Raw genomic sequence first — 18,316 nt, forward strand, 5'->3', positions numbered from 1 at the left:
GGAAGGATTCGGCGATCGGCTGCGGGCCGTACCGGACACGTCCTGGGAGGACGCCCGCGGCCGGCGGCGGCCCGGATCCGGACGGCACGCTGTCGGCGCCCACCGCCGCGCTGCGAGGCGAGCCCGCCACGGTCGTCGCGCCGCGCGACGACCGGCCTGCCCACGGCGACCTCCCGGCCGGCCACCCGGACACGCCCACCGCGTCCGCCCCGCCCGCCGAAACGTCCCGCCGGGGCGCGCCGCGCGCCCGGAAGCCCCTGGTGTGGGGCGTGGTGACGGCCGTGCTCGTCGCCGGGCTGGCACTCGGCGCGTATGTCCTGCTGATGGACGGCGACCAGGGCGAGGAGGCCCCGGCCGCGCCCGCGACGCCGACCCCCGGCCGCATCGGCACACCGCCGACGGCGTCCACCTGGAGCCCGCCGCCCCCGCCGCGCGGTTATCACGTGGTCAAGGAGGAGAAGCTGGGCATCTCCTTCCCCGTCCCCGACGGGTGGACCCGGAAGACGAGCACCTCGACCACCGAGGCGATCTACACGGACCGCACGGGCCTGCTCGGCATCCGCGTCAACGCGCTGGACTTCGCGAGCCCCGACCCCGTCCAGCACTTCAAGGACGTCGAGGAACAGGTCAAGGAACGGGACAAGGCGTACAAGCGGGAACGGATGCAGCCGACGAGCTTCCGCGGCCAGTCGGCGGCGGTGTGGGAGTACACCTTCTCGGGCCGCGCCCGCGCCTTCCGGGCCGTCGACCTCGGCTTCGGACGCGAGGGCGGCAAGGAGTACGCCCTCTACTTCTCCGCGCCGGACGCCGACTGGGACCGCCAGAAGCACATCTTCGACGTGCTCCGCGACGGCTTCGTCCCCGCGGCGGAGAAGGACCGCTGATCCCGCACCCCGGCCCCGGCCCCGGGCCCGGACTCGATCCCCGGGTCGCCTCAGGGACGCCCCTGATGCCGTGCCGCGCCTGATCATGTGACGATCTGTGGCATGACCACCGCCACCCCCCGGACCGCGGGCGGCTACCCGCCCGCCGATCCCGCCGGCCCGCCCCAGCGCAAGCTCTACCGCAGCGCCGAGGGACGGATGCTGGGCGGCGTGGCGCGCGGACTCGCCGGACACCTGGGGGTGCCCGTCTCCTGGGTGCGCCTGGTCTTCCTCGCCCTCGCCATGGCCCAGGGCATGGGCCCGCTGCTGTACGCCGTCTTCTGGTTCGTCGTGCCGCTCGGGGTCGGCGGGGTCGAGGCGCCCCGCGCCGCCGTCACCGAGGTCGGCGCGGACGGCCGCCGCAGGATCCTCTCCCGCAAGCCCGACCGGGGCCAGGTCTTCGCCCTGCTCGCCCTCATCGTCGGCGCGGCGATCTTCATCGACCGGCTGCATCTCGGCCGGGCCAACGCCTACATCTGGCCCCTGGTCCTGATCGGCGCCGGCGTCGCCATGGTCTGGCGCCAGGCGGACAACGCGCGGCGCGCCCACTGGATGGAGGTCGGCCGCAGCAAGCGCGTGCTGCCGCTGGCGCGCGGCGCGGCCGGTGTGCTGCTCGTCGGCGTCGGGGTGACGGGCATCGTCGTGCTCCAGGGCTCGGCCGAGCACCTGGGCACCGTGCTGCAGGCGTCGCTGGCGGTACTGGTCGGCATCGCCCTGCTCGCGGGCCCCTCCGTCGTGCGGATGACCCAGGACCTCTCCGCCGAGCGGACCATGCGCATCCGCGCGCAGGAGCGGGCCGAGGTCGCCGCCCACGTCCACGACTCCGTGCTGCACACGCTCACCCTCATCCAGCGCAACGCCGAGGACGCCCGGGAGGTCGCGCGGCTCGCCCGCGCCCAGGAGCGCGAACTGCGCGCGTGGCTGTACAACCCGGAGGGCCGCGGCAAGGACGAGGCCGAGGAGCCGCAGACCCTGGCCGAGGCCGTGAAGGCGACCGCCGCGGAGGTCGAGGACTACCACGGCGTGCCCATCGAGGTCGTCGTGGTCGGCGACTGCCCGCTGGACGAACGGCTGGGCGCGCAGATGCAGGCCGCCCGCGAGGCCATGGTCAACGCGGCCAAGTACGGTGGCCAGGGCGGCGCCGTCCAGGTGTACGCCGAGGTCGAGGGGCGTACGGTCTTCGTCTCCGTACGGGACCGGGGGCCCGGCTTCGACGTGGACGCGGTGCCCGAGGACCGGATGGGCGTCCGGGAGTCGATCATCGGCAGGATGCAGCGCAACGGCGGCACGGCGCGACTGCGCTCCGCGCCCGACGGGGGGACCGAAGTGGAGCTGGAGATGGAGAGGGCGGAGAAGGCGTGATGACGACGAACGGTTCGGCCGAGGGTACGGCCGGGGGCGCGGCGGAGCGCCACGCGCGGGTCGTGCTGGTGGACGACCACCGGATGTTCCGCACGGGCGTGCAGGCCGAGATCGGGGCCACGGACCGGACCGGCGTGGAGGTCGTCGGCGAGGCCGCCGACGTCGACCAGGCGGTCACCGTGATCACCGCGACCCGGCCCGAGGTCGTCCTGCTGGACGTCCATCTCCCGGGCGGCGGTGGCGTGGAGGTGCTGCGCCGCAGCGCGGCGCTGATGGCCGACGCCGAGGCGCCGGTCCGCTTCCTGGCACTGTCGGTGTCCGACGCGGCCGAGGACGTCATCGGGGTGATCCGGGGCGGCGCCCGGGGCTACGTCACCAAGACGATCACGGGCGTGGATCTGATCGACGCGATCTTCCGGGTGAAGGACGGGGACGCCGTCTTCTCCCCCCGGCTGGCCGGCTTCGTGCTCGACGCGTTCGCGTCGACGGACGCGCCGCCGGTCGACGAGGACATGGACCGCCTCACCCAGCGCGAGCGCGAGGTGCTGCGGCTGATCGCGCGCGGATACGCGTACAAGGAGATCGCCAAGCAGCTCTTCATCTCGGTGAAGACCGTGGAATCCCACGTCTCGGCGGTGCTGCGCAAGCTCCAGCTGTCCAACCGGCACGAGCTGACGAGGTGGGCCACCGCGCGCCGGCTGGTCTGACGGCGGGCGGAACGGGACGGTCCGGTGGGCATGGTGCGGCACGAGCTCCCCCTGTGAACGCGCTGCGAAGTTGCCTGATTACGCTATGTAACCATGGAACCGCGTCGTGCGCCAGCCCCTCTAGACGGGCGTGAGTCTGACGGGAACGCCCTTCTTCCTGACCGCGATCGTCCTGGTCGTGGTGGCCCTCGCCCTGCCGCTGACGCTGTGGGGCAGAGTCGGCGGGCCCCGGCCGCTGCGGCTGGTGACGCGGTTCCTCATGCTGCTGTTCGCTCAGGTCACCGCGATAGTCCTGGTCTTCGTGATCGTCAACAACACCAACGGGCTCTTCGACAACTGGGCCGATCTGCTCGGCACCGGCGACCACGTCCGGGCGGCGGCCGACCTCGGCCCGGACGGCACGGGCGGCAAGTCCGTCAAGGACGAGCCGAAGGTGGTCCAGAAGTTCACGCCGGCCACCGACTCCCGGATGGGACCCGGAGTACGGCAGACCGAGCTCAAGGGCCGAATATCCGGTGTGGAGGGCGAGGTCTACGTCTGGCTGCCGCCCCAGTACGACGACCCGGCGTACCGGGACCGCACGTTCCCGGTCGTCGAGGTGCTGCCCGGCTTCCCCGGCTCCGCGAAGGCGTGGTTCGGCAGCCTCAATGTCAACACCCAGCTCAAGCCGCTGATGACGAAGGGCGAGGTCGCCCCGTTCATCATCGTGGCGCCCCGCACCACCCTGCTCGGCGACGTCGACACCGGCTGCGCCAACGTGCCCGGGAAGGTCAACGCGGATACCTGGCTGAGCGTCGACGTCCGCAAGATGGTTCTCGACAACTTCCGCGTCGAGGACAAGCCCGACAGCTGGGCCGTCGCCGGCTACTCCGCCGGCGCCCACTGCGCGGCCCGGCTCGCCATCGCCCACCCGGACCGCTACCGGGCCGGCGTGAGCCTGTCCGGCTACAACGACCCCGCCCAGGAGCCGGCTTCGCTCACGGCCGGAACGCCCGGGCTGCGGGACGCGAACAACCCGCTCAAGATGCTCGAGCGCGCCCCGGCCCCGCCGCACCTCTCCCTTTTCATCTCCGGCGCCCAGGGCGACGGCTACGAGGGCGGCATGGCGATCAAGCAGGCGGCCAAGCCCCCGACGACCGTCCAGGTGACCATGATCCCGGCCGGCGCGGGCGGCCATGGCACGGCCGTGTGGCGCCATCAGGTGCCCGACGTCTTCCGCTGGCTGACCAAGCAGTTGCGGCATTAGCCCTGCCGGGCTGTCACGCCCGGGGCGGTCACGCCGGGCGGGACGCCCCGGCGAACGGCATCTCGTCGATGGACGCGATCCGCACCGGCGCCCCCGGGTGCGGTGCGTGGATCATGCGTCCGTCGCCGATGTACAGGCCGACGTGGCTGATGCCCGAGTAGAAGAACACCAGGTCGCCCGGGGCCAGCCGGTCCCGGGACACCCGGTGGCCGGCGTTGATCTGCGTGTACGTGGTGCGCGGCAGCGAGACGCCGGCCGCCTGCCAGGCCGCCTGCGTGAGCCCCGAGCAGTCGAAGGCGGACGGTCCGGTCGCGCCCCAGACGTACGGCTTGCCGAGTGCGGAGTACGCGAAGGCGACGGCTGCCGCGGCCCGTGACGAGGACGGCGTCCGCGCGGCGCCGCCCGCCACCGCCTCGACGGCCCGGGCGGCGGCGGGGGCGGTCCGGCCGAGCGCCGAACCGTCGGTCCCGTCCGCCGAGTCGTCCGCGGCCGCGGCGCGCTCCTCGCTCGGCAGCGCGTCCAGCAGCCGCCGGGCCTCGCCCAGCTTCGTCTCGATGTCCCGCTTGTGCCGGGCGAGCGACGCCTCCTGTGCGCGCAGTTCGTCCAGCCGGGCGCCCGCGGTCGTACGGATCTGCTGGACGCCCCGCAGCTCCTGCCGCACCCGGGAGAGTGCGGCGGCCTGCCGGCTGCCCGCACGGTCGGCCAGGGACGCCCGCTCCAGATAGCGGTCCGGCGAGGAGGAGAGCACCAGCCGCACCCCCTCGGGCATGCCGCCCTCGCGGTACTGGGCCTGGGCGAAGGCCCCCAGGGCGTCGCGGGCCGCGTTGAGCTGCTCGGTCTTGCGGGCCGCCTCGTCCTGCAGCCCGCTCAGCGCGGCCCGGGCCCGGTCGGCCCTCTCCTTCGCCCCGTTGTACTGCTCGGTGGCCACCTCGGCCTGCTGGTAGTACCGGGCGACCTGGACCTTCACCTGGGCCGGGGTGAGCTGGGGCGCGGCGTGACCGGTGCCCTCCAGGACGGTCGCGGTCGCGGCCCCCGCCAGGGCGAGGGTGGCCGCGGTCCGGACCGTGCTCCCGGTGAGCGGGTTCTGCTTGGGCTTGCGGTGCGACGCCACGGTGGCCGTCACTTCCTTCCGGTCGCGGATGCTGCCCGGCGACGGCCCGCGCGAGGGGGATGGAGCGGGCCGCCGCCGTCTGGAGGAGGACGCTAAACCTCGATGTGCCGCGGAAACGGGCATGACCGGTAATGCCCGCAATCTGCTGTTTGGCGATCGTTGGTGGCCGGGCATCCGGGGCGCTCGGTCGAGGGATCGGCCGATACATGATCAAAGTGATGATCCACCCGGACCTCCCCGCCGGACGGTGCTAAGGCCCCGGCTAGGGTCGGTCCTCATGGACGTACTGATTCACGCCGTCGTCGGCCTGCACATCATCGGCATCGCCGCGCTGCTCGGCGGCTTCCTCACCCAGATGAAGGCCATGGGCCGGGGTGAGGCGCGCATGGTCCCCGGCATGCTGCACGGCGCGCTGACCATGCTCGTCACCGGTGCCGCGCTGGTCGGCCTCAACCAGGCGCAGGACTACACGGTGAACAACATCAAGATCGGCGTGAAGCTCGCGCTGCTGGTCGTGATCCTCGCCCTGGTCTACGTGAAGCGCGACGACGAGAAGGTCGAGGCGGCCGCCTTCGGCACGGTCGGCGCCCTGACCGCGACGAACATCTTCATCGCCGTCCTGTGGACCTGAGCACACCGGACCCGAGCACGATCCGGGCCGTCGACGGGGACGTACGTCACAGGCCGGCCGAAGCGGAACCGGCTGTCGGTGGGGCCGCCTAGACTCGGGAGGCGATGAGCAGCCTCTTTGACGACAGCTTCCTGGCGGACCTCGGCCCCGCGGACGAGGAGCACCCGCCGCCTCCGGAGGACGCGGCCCCGGAGCCCGTTCCGCACGACCTCTTCGGCGGCGCCTTCGACGCGCCGGTGCCCCGCGAGGCGTACTACCGCGACGGCGCCCACCGGCCCGTCGTGGACCCCGCCGCGCTGCTGGACGGCATGAACGACCAGCAGCGCGCGGCCGTCGTGCACACCGGCTCGCCCCTGCTCATCGTCGCGGGTGCCGGCTCCGGCAAGACCCGGGTGCTGACCCACCGCATCGCCCACCTCCTGGGCGCGCGCCACGTCCACCCCGGCCAGATCCTCGCGATCACCTTCACCAACAAGGCCGCGGGCGAGATGAAGGAGCGCGTCGAGCAGCTCGTCGGCCCGCGCGCCCACGCGATGTGGGTGATGACCTTCCACAGCGCCTGCGTGCGCATCCTGCGCCGGGAGAGCAAGAAGCTCGGCTTCACGTCCTCCTTCTCGATCTACGACGCCGCCGATTCCAAGCGGCTCATGGCGCTCGTCTGCCGGGACCTGGACCTCGACCCGAAGAAGTTCCCGCCGAAGTCCTTCAGCGCGAAGATCTCCAACCTCAAGAACGAGCTCATCGACGAGGAGGCCTTCGCCGCGCAGGCCGCGGACGGCTTCGAGAAGACGCTCGCCGAGGCGTACGCGATGTACCAGGCGCGGCTGCGCGAGGCCAACGCCCTGGACTTCGACGACATCATCATGACCACGGTCCACCTGCTCCAGGCCTTCCCGGACGTGGCCGAGCACTACCGGCGCCGCTTCCGGCACGTCCTGGTCGACGAGTACCAGGACACCAACCACGCCCAGTACACGCTGGTGCGCGAGCTGGTGGGCACGCCCGGCACGGCCGGCGAGGAGGGCCCCGCGGAGCTGTGCGTCGTCGGTGACGCCGACCAGTCGATCTACGCCTTCCGCGGCGCCACCATCCGCAACATCCTCCAGTTCGAGGAGGACTACCCGGACGCCACCACGATCCTGCTGGAGCAGAACTACCGCTCCACGCAGACCATCCTCAACGCGGCCAACGCCGTCATCGAGCGCAACCAGAACCGCCGGCCCAAGAACCTGTGGACCCAGGCCGGCGCCGGCGCCGCCATCACCGGCTACGTCGCCGACACCGAGCACGACGAGGCGCAGTTCGTCGCCGACGAGATCGACCGGCTGACCGACGCCGGCGACGCCAAGGCCGGCGACGTCGCCGTCTTCTACCGGACCAACGCCCAGTCGCGTGTCTTCGAAGAGATCTTCATCCGCGTCGGCCTGCCCTACAAGGTCGTCGGCGGCGTGCGCTTCTACGAGCGCAAGGAGGTCCGTGACGTCCTGGCCTACCTGCGCGTCCTGGCCAACCCGGAGGACACCGTCCCGCTGCGGCGCATCCTCAACGTGCCCAAGCGCGGCATCGGCGAGCGGGCCGAAGCCATGATCGACGCGCTGGCCCTGCGCGAGAAGGTCAGCTTCGCGCAGGCGCTGCGGCGCGTCGACGAGGCGTACGGCATGGCCGCCCGCTCGGCCAACGCCGTCAAGCGGTTCAACGTCCTGATGGAGGAGCTGCGCACGATCGCCGAGTCGGGGGCCGGTCCGGCCACCGTCGTGGAGGCGGTCCTGGAGCGCACCGGCTATCTGGCCGAGCTCCAGGCGTCCACCGACCCGCAGGACGAGACCCGGATCGAGAACCTCCAGGAGCTCGCCGCCGTCGCGCTCGAGTTCGAGCAGGAGCGCACCGAGGAGGAACCGGGCACGCTGGCGGAGTTCCTGGAGAAGGTCGCGCTGGTCGCCGACTCCGACCAGATCCCGGACGAGGACACCGAGGGCACGGGCGTCATCACGCTGATGACCCTGCACACCGCCAAGGGCCTGGAGTTCCCGGTCGTCTTCCTGACCGGCATGGAGGACGGCGTCTTCCCGCACCTGCGCGCCCTCGGCGACACCAAGGAGCTGGAGGAGGAGCGGCGGCTCGCCTACGTGGGCATCACCCGGGCCCGCGAGCGGCTCTACCTGACCCGGTCGAGCATGCGCAGCGCCTGGGGCCAGCCTGCCTACAACCCGCCGTCGCGCTTCCTGGAGGAGATCCCCGACCAGTACGTGACCTGGCGGCGCACCGGGCCCGCGACGCCGTCGGCGACGATGGGCGCGGTCGGTTCCGCGCGCGGCGGCTCGGGCGGGGGCGGCGGCACGGGCGGCATGGGACTGGGCGGCCGCAAGGCCGGGCCGAGCGGTTTCGCGACGCGCCGGGCCAAGGACCGGCCGGTGGTGTCCCTGGTCATCGGCGACCGGGTCACGCACGACTCGTTCGGGCTCGGCACGGTCGTCGCCGTCAAGGGCAGCGGGGACAACGCGGAGGCGACGATCGACTTCGGGGACGAGAAGCCGAAGCGCTTGCTGCTGCGCTATGCGCCGGTGGAGAAGCTTTAACGCTTGCCGCTGGGGCCGCTGGGGCCGTTGGCGGGGGCTGCGCTTGCCGGGTGCGGGCCGGGGCCGGCCGGTCGCGCAGTTCCCCGCGCCCCTTTCGGGGGCGCGTCACCCGGTGGCCGGGTGCGGACCGTTCCTGGTTGAGCGCGCAGTTCCCCGCGCCCGTTTCGGGGCGCCCCCTTGGGCGTGGGGTTACGTCGGGTCCAGGCCGTGGGCGCGGAGCCAGGGGAGGGGGTCCACGGCCGAGCCACCGGGACGGACCTCGAAGTGGAGGTGCGGGCCGGTGGAGTTGCCGGAGTTCCCGGAGTACGCGATGACGTCCCCGGCCTTGACCTTGCCGGAGCGCACCTTCGTGCTGCTCAGGTGGCAGTACCAGGTCTCGGTGCCGTCGGGCGCCGTCACTATGGCCATGTTGCCGTAGGCCACGTTGTACTGGGTGCGGACCGTGCCGTCGGTGGCCGCCATGACCGGCGTGCCGTAGGCGACCGGGAAGTCGATGCCGGTGTGCACCGACATCCAGTTGACGCCGGCCTGTCCGTAGTACGCGCTCAGCCCGTGCTGGGTGACGGGGAGCGAGAACTTCGGCCGCTCGGCCTCCTTGCGGGCCGCCTCCTCCGCCTTGCGCTTGCGATCCTCGTCCTGGCGCGCCTTGAGGTCGATGCGCTCCTGGGTGCGGCTCGCGCGGGTGGCGAAGTCGTCGGCGCCCTTGCTCAGGCCCGCGAGCTGGGTGTCCAGCTTGCTGTTGGCCGCCGAGAGCTTGACGGCCTGGTCCGGTGCCGACGCCGTCGTGGTGTGCTCGCCGCCCTTGTCGCCGGTGGTGATGACGGAAGCCGCCGCGATTCCGGCCACGCCCATGACGGCGACCGACGGAACGGCCACGGTGAGCAGGGCCTTGCGGCGCGGACGGTAGCCGGCTCGCGCGGCCGGGGCCGTTCTGCGGCGGCCGGCGCGGGTCGACGGCGTGGCGGAAGCGGTGGCGGACGCGGGGGTGACGTCGTGCTCGTCGTCCTCCTCCGGGGCGAGCACCGACATGGTGCACGTCTCGGCGGCGGCGACGGCCGCGCCGTCCGGGAGGTCGACGCCGGAGAGGTCGGTCATGAGCGTCGGGGTCGGGCTGACCTCAGGCCCGGCCTGCGCCTCGGGTTCGGTCATGTTCGCAGCGTACGAACCCGTGTCCCAGATCTGGGTCTGACCGGCACCGGCCGTGTTCCATTCACCGGAATGCGCGGCCGCGTCCCACTCCTGCGCGTAAGCGGAGGTGTCCCACGTCTGGGTCGCCGCCTGGTGCAGACCGCCGTCGTGGGTGTCGCCGGCCTGGGGCTGCGCGGGGATGTACGCGCCCGTGTTCAGGCCGTCTCCCCAGCTGCCGTCCTGGGAGTGCGCCCAGCCGGAGGTGTCGTACGAGCCGCTCGTTCCCCAGCTGCCGGTGCCGCCGCCCCAGCTCTCGCCCTGGGCGTGTCCCCACCCGGAGGTGTCCCACTGCCCGGACGTGCCGTGCTGGCCGGTGGAGTGCTGGCCGGTGTTGTGCAGGCCCGTGCCGTAATGCCCGGTGTCGTATCCCGCGCCGTATGTGTCGACGCCGCTGAAGTCCCAGACCTGGGTGTGGCCGCTGGAGCCCCACGAACTGGTGGTGTCCCACTGGCCCGAAGGGTGGGTCTCGTACTGCCCGGTGCCGTGGCCGTCGTATCCGGCGGCGTAGCCCTGCTGCTCGTACGACGAGTAGTGCCCGTAGGAAGAGCCATCGGGAGCGGGAACGGTCGGGCCGGGGCCCGCCGACGGGTGACGGTCGTTCACCACCACTTCCATTTCCGCCTTGGCAGCAGGAGAACAGGAGAATTAGCGGCGACTGTACCCGGCGGTATGCGACGGCGACAATCTTCGTCACGTTTCGAGTGGTCAAGGCTTGGGCATTTAGCCGCCTTTCGGTGGACTGAACCCCGTAGATTCGACTTGACGTTCGATATGCGTTCGACTTGTCAGGCGACCGAGACCGCCCCCGAGGCCCCTGCCGGGGTCTCTTCCATGGTCAGGGCCTGCCGGATGCCGGCGGCCACCGCCGCGTGCACCGGCAGGGCGAGGTGCCCGACACCGCTGACCCGCACGCTGCGGGCGTGGAGATCGGCGTGGTCGATTCGGGCGGTCTCGACCGGAACCATGATCTGATCCAGGTCGCTCCAGAAACTGATGAAATGCGTCGAGCAATGCGGGGCGGGTGCCGCGAGCTCGGCTATGACATCGGAATCCGGGCGCATCTGCCGCACCAGGGGATGCGCGGTGAGCAGGGGGGCCACGAGGGTGCCGCCGTGCGGCGTGCCGAGGGTGACGAGCGTGCGGACGCGCGTGTCGCCGCCGAGCCGCTGGACGTAGTAGCGGGCGACCAGACCGCCGAGGCTGTGGCCGACGATGTCGATGCGCGACTGCCCGGTCCGTGCGCAGATCTCCTCTATGTGCCGGCCGAGCAGGGTGGCGGCGGTGCGCAGGTCGCGGGTGAACGGCGAGTAGTTGAGGGTCTCCACGTGCTGCCAGCCGTGCCGGCACAGCGAGCGGCGCAGGAGGACGAAGACCGAGCGGTTGTCGATGAAGCCGTGCAGCAGCAGGACGGGCGGGCGTTCGTCGTGGCCCGGCGCCGGCGTGCCGCCGGGCTCGATCCCGCCGCCGGGCGTGCCCTCGGTGTCGCCGGGGTGGACCGGCAGGTCCGCCCGCGCGGTCAGCCGCAGGGGCGGCGGCCGGCGCTCCTGGGTGAGGCCGGTGGGGTAGAGGAGGACATGCACGGCGAGGATGACCAGCTCGAGCACCGTGGAGCGCGCCAGCGCGGCCGACGGACGGCCGAGCGCGCGGGAGCGCGCAAGGGTGCGGCAGATGGACGAGACCCCCATGGCCGACCTCCCGAACAGCACACGGGAAGACGGCTCTTCCCCCATGTGTCACTAGCGGGCAGCAGCTGTGCGCTGCCTGCCGCACCGCTGTGCCGCGCGGCTGACGGCGCGGCGGTACGGCGGGCTCGTCGCGGCTCCCCTGGCTACCGCCGCGCAGTCCGGCGGCCCGGCGATCCGGGCGCGGCTGCGGCCCGTGAGACGCGGGATGCGGAAGCGGTGCGTAGCGAACGTGATGTCCCACGTGTGATTTCCCCCTCGCTCTCCACCGCGAAACGGCGGCTTGCGGGATGCTGGAGACCTGGCGATAACGTTCGTTCACATCTCCCGTCCGCTTCCGGGCGCGGAGAACCTCGCGTACACGCGTACGTATCTGGAGGCAGTGATGGGAGTGACCGGTCCGATCCGCGTGGTGGTGGCCAAGCCTGGCCTCGACGGCCATGACCGCGGTGCCAAGGTCATCGCGCGGGCGCTGCGCGACGCCGGCATGGAGGTCATCTACACCGGACTCCATCAGACGCCCGAGCAGATCGTCGACACCGCGATCCAGGAGGACGCCGACGCCATCGGCCTCTCCATCCTCTCGGGCGCCCACAACACGCTCTTCGCCAAGGTGATAGAGCTGCTGCGCGAGCGCGACGCGGAGGACATCAAGGTCTTCGGCGGCGGCATCATCCCGGAGGCGGACATCCCGCCGCTCAAGGAACTGGGCGTCGCGGAGATCTTCACGCCGGGCGCGACGACGGCGGCCATCGTCGAGTGGGTCAACGCCAACGTGCGGCCGGCGCCGGCCGAGGCCTGATCCGCAGGCGGGCCCCAGCCGGGCGGGTCCCATCGGCCGGGCCGCCGGGCCGGCCCGCAGGTTCGCCCGCCGGCCCGCCCGTCAGCCCGGTATGAGCTCGTCCCGCATCGTGGCGCGCAGCCTCAGCGTGGCGACGAGGCGCTGGAACGCCTCCGACCAGTACCCGGGGGCGCCCGGCGCGGCGTACGGATCCTCCGGGTCGCCCGCGAGGGTGGTGAGGGGCGTCAGCCGGTCCGCCTCGGCGGGGTCCAGGCAGCGTTCGGCCAGGCCCATGACGCCGCTGAAGCTCCACGGGTAGCTGCCGGCGTCCCGGGCGATGTCGAGGGCGTCCACCACGGCCCGGCCCAGCGGCCGCGCCCAGGGCACGGCGCACACGCCGAGCAGCCGGAAGGCGTCCGACAGGCCGTGGGCCGCGACGAACTCCGCGACCCACGCGGCCCGCTCCTGCGGATCCAGCGCCGACAGCAGTCTGGCCGGGTCCTTCCAGGAGGAGCCTTCGGGCGTCGGCGGCTCGGTGGCCGGGCCGAGCAGCGCCCGCGACCACTCGGCGTCCCGCTGCCGCACGGCCGCCCGGCACCAGGCTGCGTGCAGGTCCGGCTGCCAGCCGTCGGCCACCGGCAGGGCCACCGCCGCTGCCGCGCTCGCCACCCCGAGCCGCTCGCACCAGATCCCCAGCGGTGCCGCCTCCACCAACTGGGTCAGCCACCAGGACCGTTCCCCCCGGCCGGACGGCGGCCTGGGGACGACACCGTCGCGCCGCATGCCGGCATCGCACTCGGGCGGCGCCTCCACCACCACGCGCGGGCCCGCGCCGCCTGTGCGGTCCAGGGCCACGCAGCCGCGCGCCCGCTCGGCCATCCGTGCCGCGAGGGCCGATCCGGGCAGGGCCGACAGCAGCTCGGCGGCCAGGGCGCGGACGTTGCGGCTGCGATCGTCCAGGGCCCGTTCCAGAAAGGGCTCGTCGGCGGGGGAGAGGCCCTCGCGCAGACAGTCCAGGAACATCAGCCGGTCCTCGGCCCGCTCCCGGTCCCACGTCCCGGACAGCAACGCCTGGGCGGCCGCCGGGTCCTGGCGCCGGACGGACGTCAGTACGGCGGCGCGTTCCGCGAAGAGCCCCTCCTCCCAGACGCGCTCCACGGCCACCGGGCTTGAACCTGCCGCCACGGCGCCCGCGCCCGTCCCGCCGCAGCGCAGCGCGTACCTCCACTGCGGGTTGAGCCGGGCCAGCCACTGGCCCCGGGGCCCGGCGAGGGCCAGGGCGTGCGTCCGGAGGTCGCTGCGGGCCCGGGCCGTCTCCAGCAGGGCGGGCAGCAGTATCTCCGGGGCGCGGTATCCGTGGCCGTTGGCGGCCTCGAACCACTGCGGCAGCAGCTCGGTGAGATCGGGGGAGGCGCCGTGCCGTCCGCCGCCGGCCGCCCGGTCCGCGAGCAGCAGGGCGAGGCGCTGCCGCGCGGCGGGCGGCAGCGGTGGACGCGGGTCCCGCGGGGCGGGGGCCGGCCGTGCCCCGGCGGTGCCCGGCAGCAGGGCGGCGCGCCGCTGCACGGTCTGTACGGCCGCCGCGTCCAGCAGCGCCGCCGCGGCGTCCTGCCCGGGGCGCGGCGGCGCGGGCGGCGTGCGCCGCTCGGTGCCGAGCAGGGCGGAGCTGACGAGCTCGTCCCAGGTGCTGGAGGTCATGCGCTTGCCTTTCGCGTGTGTGGTGGCTTCCGCGTCGTCCCGCGTGCCGACGCCCGGTGGGCGGATCGGGCACCGGCAGGCCCGGTGCGTCAGAGCGCCACCGGCTCCGGCCCCCACGCCGCCAGCGGGACCACGCCACGGTGGCCGCATTCGGCGAAGACCGTCACCGGTGAGCCGCCGGATATCGCCGCGAGCTGCCACAGGCCCGTGCGGTCCACGCAGCGCGGATCGACGGGGAGCGCCGCCTCGCCCCGGGCGTCGGCCAGTTGCCAGCCGAGGCGTGCGTCCGGCAGCGGAATCACGGGGGAGAGGACGACCGGCCAGGAATCGAGCCACGGGTCGTCGCGCAGGGCCTCGCCGTAGGCGCGCAGGGCCGCCGCCGCGTCGCCGCCGGGCGGTGCGGCCGTGCAGGGCACGGGGGTCGCGTGGCGGGTGCCGAGGCTGGCGCGCAGGGGGCGGGCGGAGGGGTGGAAGGCCAGGTCGGCGTCGAGGGAGAGGCCGACGGGCAGGGAGAGTTCGGGCGCCCGGCCGGCCGCTCCGTAGGAGAGGAGGAGCGCCATGCGTCGCGTGCCCCGGCCGTACAGCCAGATCCGGCGGGTGATCAGACGGCCGTCGTCGGCGTCCCGCTGGGCGAGGACGAGCCAGTGGTCCCGCACGAGCGGACCAGTGGCCAGCAGGGACGCGGCGTCCGTGGTGAGACCGACGCGGGTGCGGACCGTGGCGGCCAGCGGCTCCGGGAGCCGGTCCAGGCGCATATAGCCCTGGTTGAGGGTGTGGAGCAGCGCGCACTCCTCCAGCAGCCGCGACGCCCGCTCCGCCCCGGCCCCCGGTCCGGCGGCGGACGCCAGCTCCCGCACGCGCGCGGCCAGCCCGGGCGCCTGGGCGTCGACCATGCGGGCCGCGGTCTCCTCCCACTGCCCGTATGCGCCGTCCCCCGAGGCGGCCGCCAGGCCCCCTCTTAGCAGATCGACCAGCCGCTGCTCCAACTCGGCGGCCCCGGAGGCGATCCGCCGGGCCCGGCGCTCCGCACGCTTCCGCGCCGCCTCCCCGTCGGCGGCCTTCCGCTGCGTCGACCCCGACGGCCCCGGCACGGCCCCGGACCGCGTCCGGCGCCGCTCCAGCCAGGAGCCGGCCCAGCCCGGCGGCGCCCCCGCCCCCTCGGGCACTCCGGGCACCGCCTCCTCTCCCGAGGCCCACAGCAACAGCAGCCCCAGCGCGTGCTTGCACGGGGACTTGCGGCTCGGGCACGTGCACTGGAAGCCCGGCCCGCCCTCGCCCGTCAGATCGGCGACCGTCCGGTACGGCGTGCTCCCGCTGCCCTCGCACTCGCCCCACACCGCGCCGCCCCGGGCCCCCGTGCCCGACCACGACCCGGGCACCGCGAGCCCGGCGCCCGCCCTGCGTGACGCGGCGTCAGGCGCCAGCGCCAGCACGTCTTCCGCCGTCAGGCGTTCCCCCTGCCCATTCATGCCCACGAAGCTACGACCCCCCACTGACAATCGCTCTGACCAGCGCGTTCGCCGTGCCGGGGCCGATTGTCAGTGGCGTGGTGCAAGGTGGTTGCCACATCCCGGATCCGCACGACGAGGGGGAGTTGTGACCGTGCCCGGAATCCAGACGGAAGCCCTGCGACCGCACGCGGAGGACGCCTTCGCCGACGAGCTGAAGGCCCTCGCGGCGGCCGACGACCGCCCCAGGCCCGAGCGCTGGCGGCTCTCGCCGTGGGCCGTCGCCACCTATCTGCTCGGCGGGACGCTGCCCGACGGCACCGTCATCACGCCGAAGTACGTCGGTCCGCGCCGCGTCGTCGAGGTCGCCGTCACCACGCTCGCCACCGACCGCGCCCTGCTGCTGCTCGGCGTGCCCGGCACGGCCAAGACCTGGGTCTCCGAGCATCTCGCCGCCGCCGTGAGCGGCGACTCCACCCTCCTCGTGCAGGGCACGGCCGGCACCGCCGAGGAGGCCGTCCGCTACGGCTGGAACTACGCCCGGCTCCTGGCCGAGGGCCCCGGCCGCGAGGCCCTCGTGCCCAGCCCCGTCATGCGCGCCATGGCGCAGGGCATGACCGCCCGCGTCGAGGAGCTCACCCGCATCCCCGCGGACGTCCAGGACGCGCTCATCACCATCCTGTCCGAGAAGACCCTGCCCGTTCCCGAACTGGGCGAGGAGGTCCAGGCCGTGCGCGGCTTCAACCTCATCGCCACGGCCAACGACCGCGACCGCGGCGTCAACGAGCTCTCCAGCGCCCTGCGCCGCCGCTTCAACACGGTGGTGCTGCCGCTGCCCGCGACGGCGGAGGAGGAGGTCGGCATCGTGGCCCGGCGCGTCGACCAGATCGGCCGCTCCCTCGACCTGCCCGCCGCGCCCGACGGCATCGACGAGATCCGGCGCGTCGTCACGGTCTTCCGCGAGCTGCGCGAGGGCGCGACCACCGACGGCCGCACCAGGCTCAAGTCGCCCTCGGGCACGCTCTCGACGGCCGAGGCGATCTCCGTCGTCACCGGCGGGCTGGCCCTGGCGGCGCACTTCGGGGACGGCGTGCTGCGCGCCGCGGACGTCGCCGCCGGAATCCTCGGCGCGGTCGTGCGCGATCCGGCGGCGGACCGCGTCGTCTGGCAGGAGTACCTGGAGACCGTGGTCCGCGAGCGGGACGGCTGGAAGGACTTCTACCGCGCGTGCCGCGAGGTGTCGGTATGAGCGGCGCGCCCGCGCCGGTCCTGCTCGGCGTCCGCCACCACGGGCCCGGCTCGGCCCGCGCGGTCCGGGCCGCCCTGGACCAGTGCGGTCCCGCGGCCGTCCTGATCGAGGGGCCGCCGGAGGCCGACCCCCTGGTCCACCTCGCCGCCGACGAGGGCATGCGCCCGCCCGTCGCCCTCCTCGCCCACGCCGCGGACGACCCCGGCCGCGCGGCCTTCTGGCCGCTGGCCGAGTTCTCCCCGGAGTGGGCCGCGATCCGCTGGGCCCTCGCCCACGATGTCCCCGTCCGTTTTATCGACCTGCCCGCGTCCCACACGCTCGCCCTGAACGCCCGTCACGCGGACGGCACGGACGGCACGGACAGTACGAGCGGCACGGGCGGCACCGACGAGAGCGGCGCCGTGCCCGGCGAGGGGCCGCACCCGCGTCCGGATCCGCTCGCCGCGCTGGCGGCCGCCGCCGGGTACGACGACCCCGAGGCGTGGTGGGAGGACACCGTCGAACACCGGCGAACCGCGGGGCCGGACGGCGAGGGCGAGGGTGACGCCCTGGAGCCGTTCCGGGCCGTCGCCGAGGCCATGGCCGAGCTGCGGAGCGTGTTCGGGGAGGCCGGCGACGGCCGGGATCCCGTCCGGGAGGCGCACATGCGGCTGAAGCTGCGGGCCGCCCGGCGGGAGTTCGGGGACGGCGTCGCCGTCGTCTGCGGTGCCTGGCACGTCCCCGCTCTCGGCCTCGGCAGGGAGCGCACCGTCACCGCGGACCGGCAGCTGCTCAAGGGCCTGCCCAAGGTCAAGGCCGAGATCTCCTGGGTCCCCTGGACCCATCGCCGCCTCTCCCGCCACAGCGGCTACGGCGCGGGGATCGCCTCGCCCGGCTGGTACGGGCATCTGTTCCGCGCGCCCGACCGGCCCGTCGAGCGCTGGATGACCACGGTCGCCCGGCTGCTGCGGGAGGAGGACCATCCCGTCTCCTCGGCGCACGTCATCGAAGCGGTGCGGCTCGCCGGCAGCCTGGCCGCCCTGCGTGGCCGGCCGCTCGCCGGCCTCGCCGAGACCCTGGACGCCGTCCGCGCGGTCATGTGCGACGGTTCCGACGTCCCCCTCGCGCTCGTCCGGGACCGGCTGGTGATCGGTGACGTGCTGGGCGAGGTCCCCAAGACCGCTCCCGCCACCCCGCTGCGGCGGGACCTGGACCGGCTGCTGCGGAGCCTGCGCTTGAAACCGGAGGCGGTCGCCCGCGACGTCGAGTTCGACCTGCGCAAGGAGACCGACGCCGCCCGCAGCAGGCTGCTGCACCGGCTGCGGCTGCTCGGGGTCGGCTGGGGGGAGCCGGCGCGGTCGCGCGGCGGGCTCGGGACGTTCCGGGAGGGCTGGCGGCTGTGCTGGGAGCCGGAGCTGTCGGTGCGGATCGCCGAGGCCGCCGCCTGGGGCACGACCGTCGAGGGCGCCGCCACCGCGCGGGCCGAGGCGGCGGCGGGCGAGGCCGGCACCCTCGCCGGCGTCACGTCCCTGGCGGAGCGGTGCCTGCACGCCGGCCTCTCCGGCGCCCTGCCCGTCGTCATGCGGGCCCTCGCCGACCGCGCCGCCCTCGATACGGACGTCGCCCAGCTGGCCCAGGCGCTGCCCGCCCTCGTCCGGACCGTGCGCTCTGCGCTTCTACCGCTCGCCGTGGGCGCGCTCGGAGAAGCGCGTCACCCAGCTCGTCATGATCGGCAGCG

General features: G+C 73.9%; 13 protein-coding genes and 1 pseudogene. 9 read left to right on the forward strand and 5 right to left on the reverse strand.

Going from position 1 to position 18,316, the window contains the following annotated elements; all coding sequences use genetic code 11:
- From AB0K09_RS14590 to AB0K09_RS14605, 4 genes and pseudogenes are all read left to right on the forward strand, one after another.
- A pseudogene (locus AB0K09_RS14590) lies at nt 1-884 on the forward strand (hypothetical protein); the annotation flags it as partial.
- Between the two features lie 102 nt (nt 885-986).
- Nucleotides 987-2,285, forward strand: coding sequence for a PspC domain-containing protein (locus tag AB0K09_RS14595; RefSeq protein ID WP_366065703.1), 1,299 nt, complete (start codon nt 987-989; stop codon nt 2,283-2,285).
- A complete protein-coding gene (locus AB0K09_RS14600; RefSeq protein WP_366065704.1) occupies nt 2,285-2,992 on the forward strand; it encodes a response regulator transcription factor in 708 nt (235 codons plus the stop codon). The genes AB0K09_RS14595 and AB0K09_RS14600 overlap by 1 nt, the downstream gene beginning before the upstream one ends.
- 130 nt (nt 2,993-3,122) lie before the next feature.
- Nucleotides 3,123-4,238, forward strand: coding sequence for an alpha/beta hydrolase-fold protein (locus AB0K09_RS14605; protein WP_366065705.1), 1,116 nt, complete (start codon nt 3,123-3,125; stop codon nt 4,236-4,238).
- A gap of 28 nt (nt 4,239-4,266) precedes the next feature.
- Here AB0K09_RS14605 and AB0K09_RS14610 read toward each other — a convergent pair whose 3' ends face one another.
- Complete coding sequence (locus AB0K09_RS14610; RefSeq protein WP_366065715.1) at nt 4,267-5,349, reverse strand: NlpC/P60 family protein; 1,083 nt, start codon at nt 5,347-5,349, stop codon at nt 4,267-4,269.
- Between the two features lie 277 nt (nt 5,350-5,626).
- On the opposite strand from AB0K09_RS14610, the gene AB0K09_RS14615 reads away from it, so the two are divergent.
- Nucleotides 5,627-5,980, forward strand: a complete 354-nt coding sequence (locus AB0K09_RS14615) for a hypothetical protein (RefSeq protein WP_366065706.1) — start codon at nt 5,627-5,629, stop codon at nt 5,978-5,980.
- Nucleotides 5,981-6,084: 104 nt separating this feature from the next.
- Nucleotides 6,085-8,556 carry a DNA helicase PcrA gene (pcrA, locus tag AB0K09_RS14620; RefSeq protein WP_366065707.1) on the forward strand — a complete coding sequence of 824 codons (2,472 nt, stop codon included), beginning with the start codon at nt 6,085-6,087 and terminating at the stop codon, nt 8,554-8,556.
- 189 nt (nt 8,557-8,745) lie between these two features.
- Here the strand turns inward: pcrA and AB0K09_RS14625 are convergent, their stop codons facing one another.
- Together AB0K09_RS14625 and AB0K09_RS14630 are read right to left on the reverse strand one after the other, a co-directional pair.
- A complete protein-coding gene (locus tag AB0K09_RS14625; RefSeq protein ID WP_366065708.1) occupies nt 8,746-10,347 on the reverse strand; it encodes a M23 family metallopeptidase in 1,602 nt (533 codons plus the stop codon).
- Between the two features lie 182 nt (nt 10,348-10,529).
- The gene (locus tag AB0K09_RS14630; RefSeq protein WP_366065709.1) at nt 10,530-11,429 is read right to left on the reverse strand and encodes an alpha/beta fold hydrolase; all 900 of its coding nucleotides are present in this window, start codon (nt 11,427-11,429) and stop codon (nt 10,530-10,532) included.
- A gap of 382 nt (nt 11,430-11,811) precedes the next feature.
- Here AB0K09_RS14630 and AB0K09_RS14635 point away from each other — a divergent pair, with 382 nt between their 5' ends.
- A complete protein-coding gene (locus AB0K09_RS14635) occupies nt 11,812-12,228 on the forward strand; it encodes a cobalamin B12-binding domain-containing protein (protein WP_366065710.1) in 417 nt (138 codons plus the stop codon).
- Nucleotides 12,229-12,309: 81 nt separating this feature from the next.
- On the opposite strand, the gene AB0K09_RS14640 is transcribed toward AB0K09_RS14635, so the two are convergent.
- Entirely contained in the window at nt 12,310-13,902 is a 1,593-nt protein-coding gene (locus AB0K09_RS14640; protein WP_366065711.1) for a DUF5691 domain-containing protein, read from the reverse strand.
- Nucleotides 13,903-13,991: 89 nt separating this feature from the next.
- Nucleotides 13,992-15,371, reverse strand: coding sequence for an SWIM zinc finger family protein (locus AB0K09_RS14645; protein ID WP_366065712.1), 1,380 nt, complete (start codon nt 15,369-15,371; stop codon nt 13,992-13,994).
- A gap of 127 nt (nt 15,372-15,498) precedes the next feature.
- Here AB0K09_RS14645 and AB0K09_RS14650 point away from each other — a divergent pair, with 127 nt between their 5' ends.
- Both AB0K09_RS14650 and AB0K09_RS14655 read left to right on the forward strand, forming a co-directional pair.
- The gene (locus tag AB0K09_RS14650; protein WP_366065713.1) at nt 15,499-16,599 is read left to right on the forward strand and encodes an AAA family ATPase; all 1,101 of its coding nucleotides are present in this window, start codon (nt 15,499-15,501) and stop codon (nt 16,597-16,599) included.
- Nucleotides 16,596-18,316 (forward strand): DUF5682 family protein (locus AB0K09_RS14655; RefSeq protein WP_366065714.1); only part of this gene is annotated, 1,721 nt, incomplete at its 3' end. The genes AB0K09_RS14650 and AB0K09_RS14655, both read left to right, overlap by 4 nt.

This window comes from Streptomyces sp. NPDC049577 (assembly GCF_040675635.1).
Lineage (GTDB): Bacteria > Actinomycetota > Actinomycetes > Streptomycetales > Streptomycetaceae > Streptomyces.

Coding starts and splice junctions, on each gene's coding strand:
- AB0K09_RS14595 (WP_366065703.1), top strand. CDS start 987: ATGACCACCGCCACCCCCCGGACCGCGGGCGGCTACCCGCCCGCCGAT.
- AB0K09_RS14600 (WP_366065704.1), top strand. CDS start 2,285: ATGACGACGAACGGTTCGGCCGAGGGTACGGCCGGGGGCGCGGCGGAG.
- AB0K09_RS14615 (WP_366065706.1), top strand. CDS start 5,627: ATGGACGTACTGATTCACGCCGTCGTCGGCCTGCACATCATCGGCATC.
- pcrA (WP_366065707.1), top strand. CDS start 6,085: ATGAGCAGCCTCTTTGACGACAGCTTCCTGGCGGACCTCGGCCCCGCG.
- AB0K09_RS14630 (WP_366065709.1), bottom strand. CDS start 11,429: ATGGGGGTCTCGTCCATCTGCCGCACCCTTGCGCGCTCCCGCGCGCTC.
- AB0K09_RS14635 (WP_366065710.1), top strand. CDS start 11,812: ATGGGAGTGACCGGTCCGATCCGCGTGGTGGTGGCCAAGCCTGGCCTC.
- AB0K09_RS14640 (WP_366065711.1), bottom strand. CDS start 13,902: ATGACCTCCAGCACCTGGGACGAGCTCGTCAGCTCCGCCCTGCTCGGC.
- AB0K09_RS14645 (WP_366065712.1), bottom strand. CDS start 15,371: ATGAATGGGCAGGGGGAACGCCTGACGGCGGAAGACGTGCTGGCGCTG.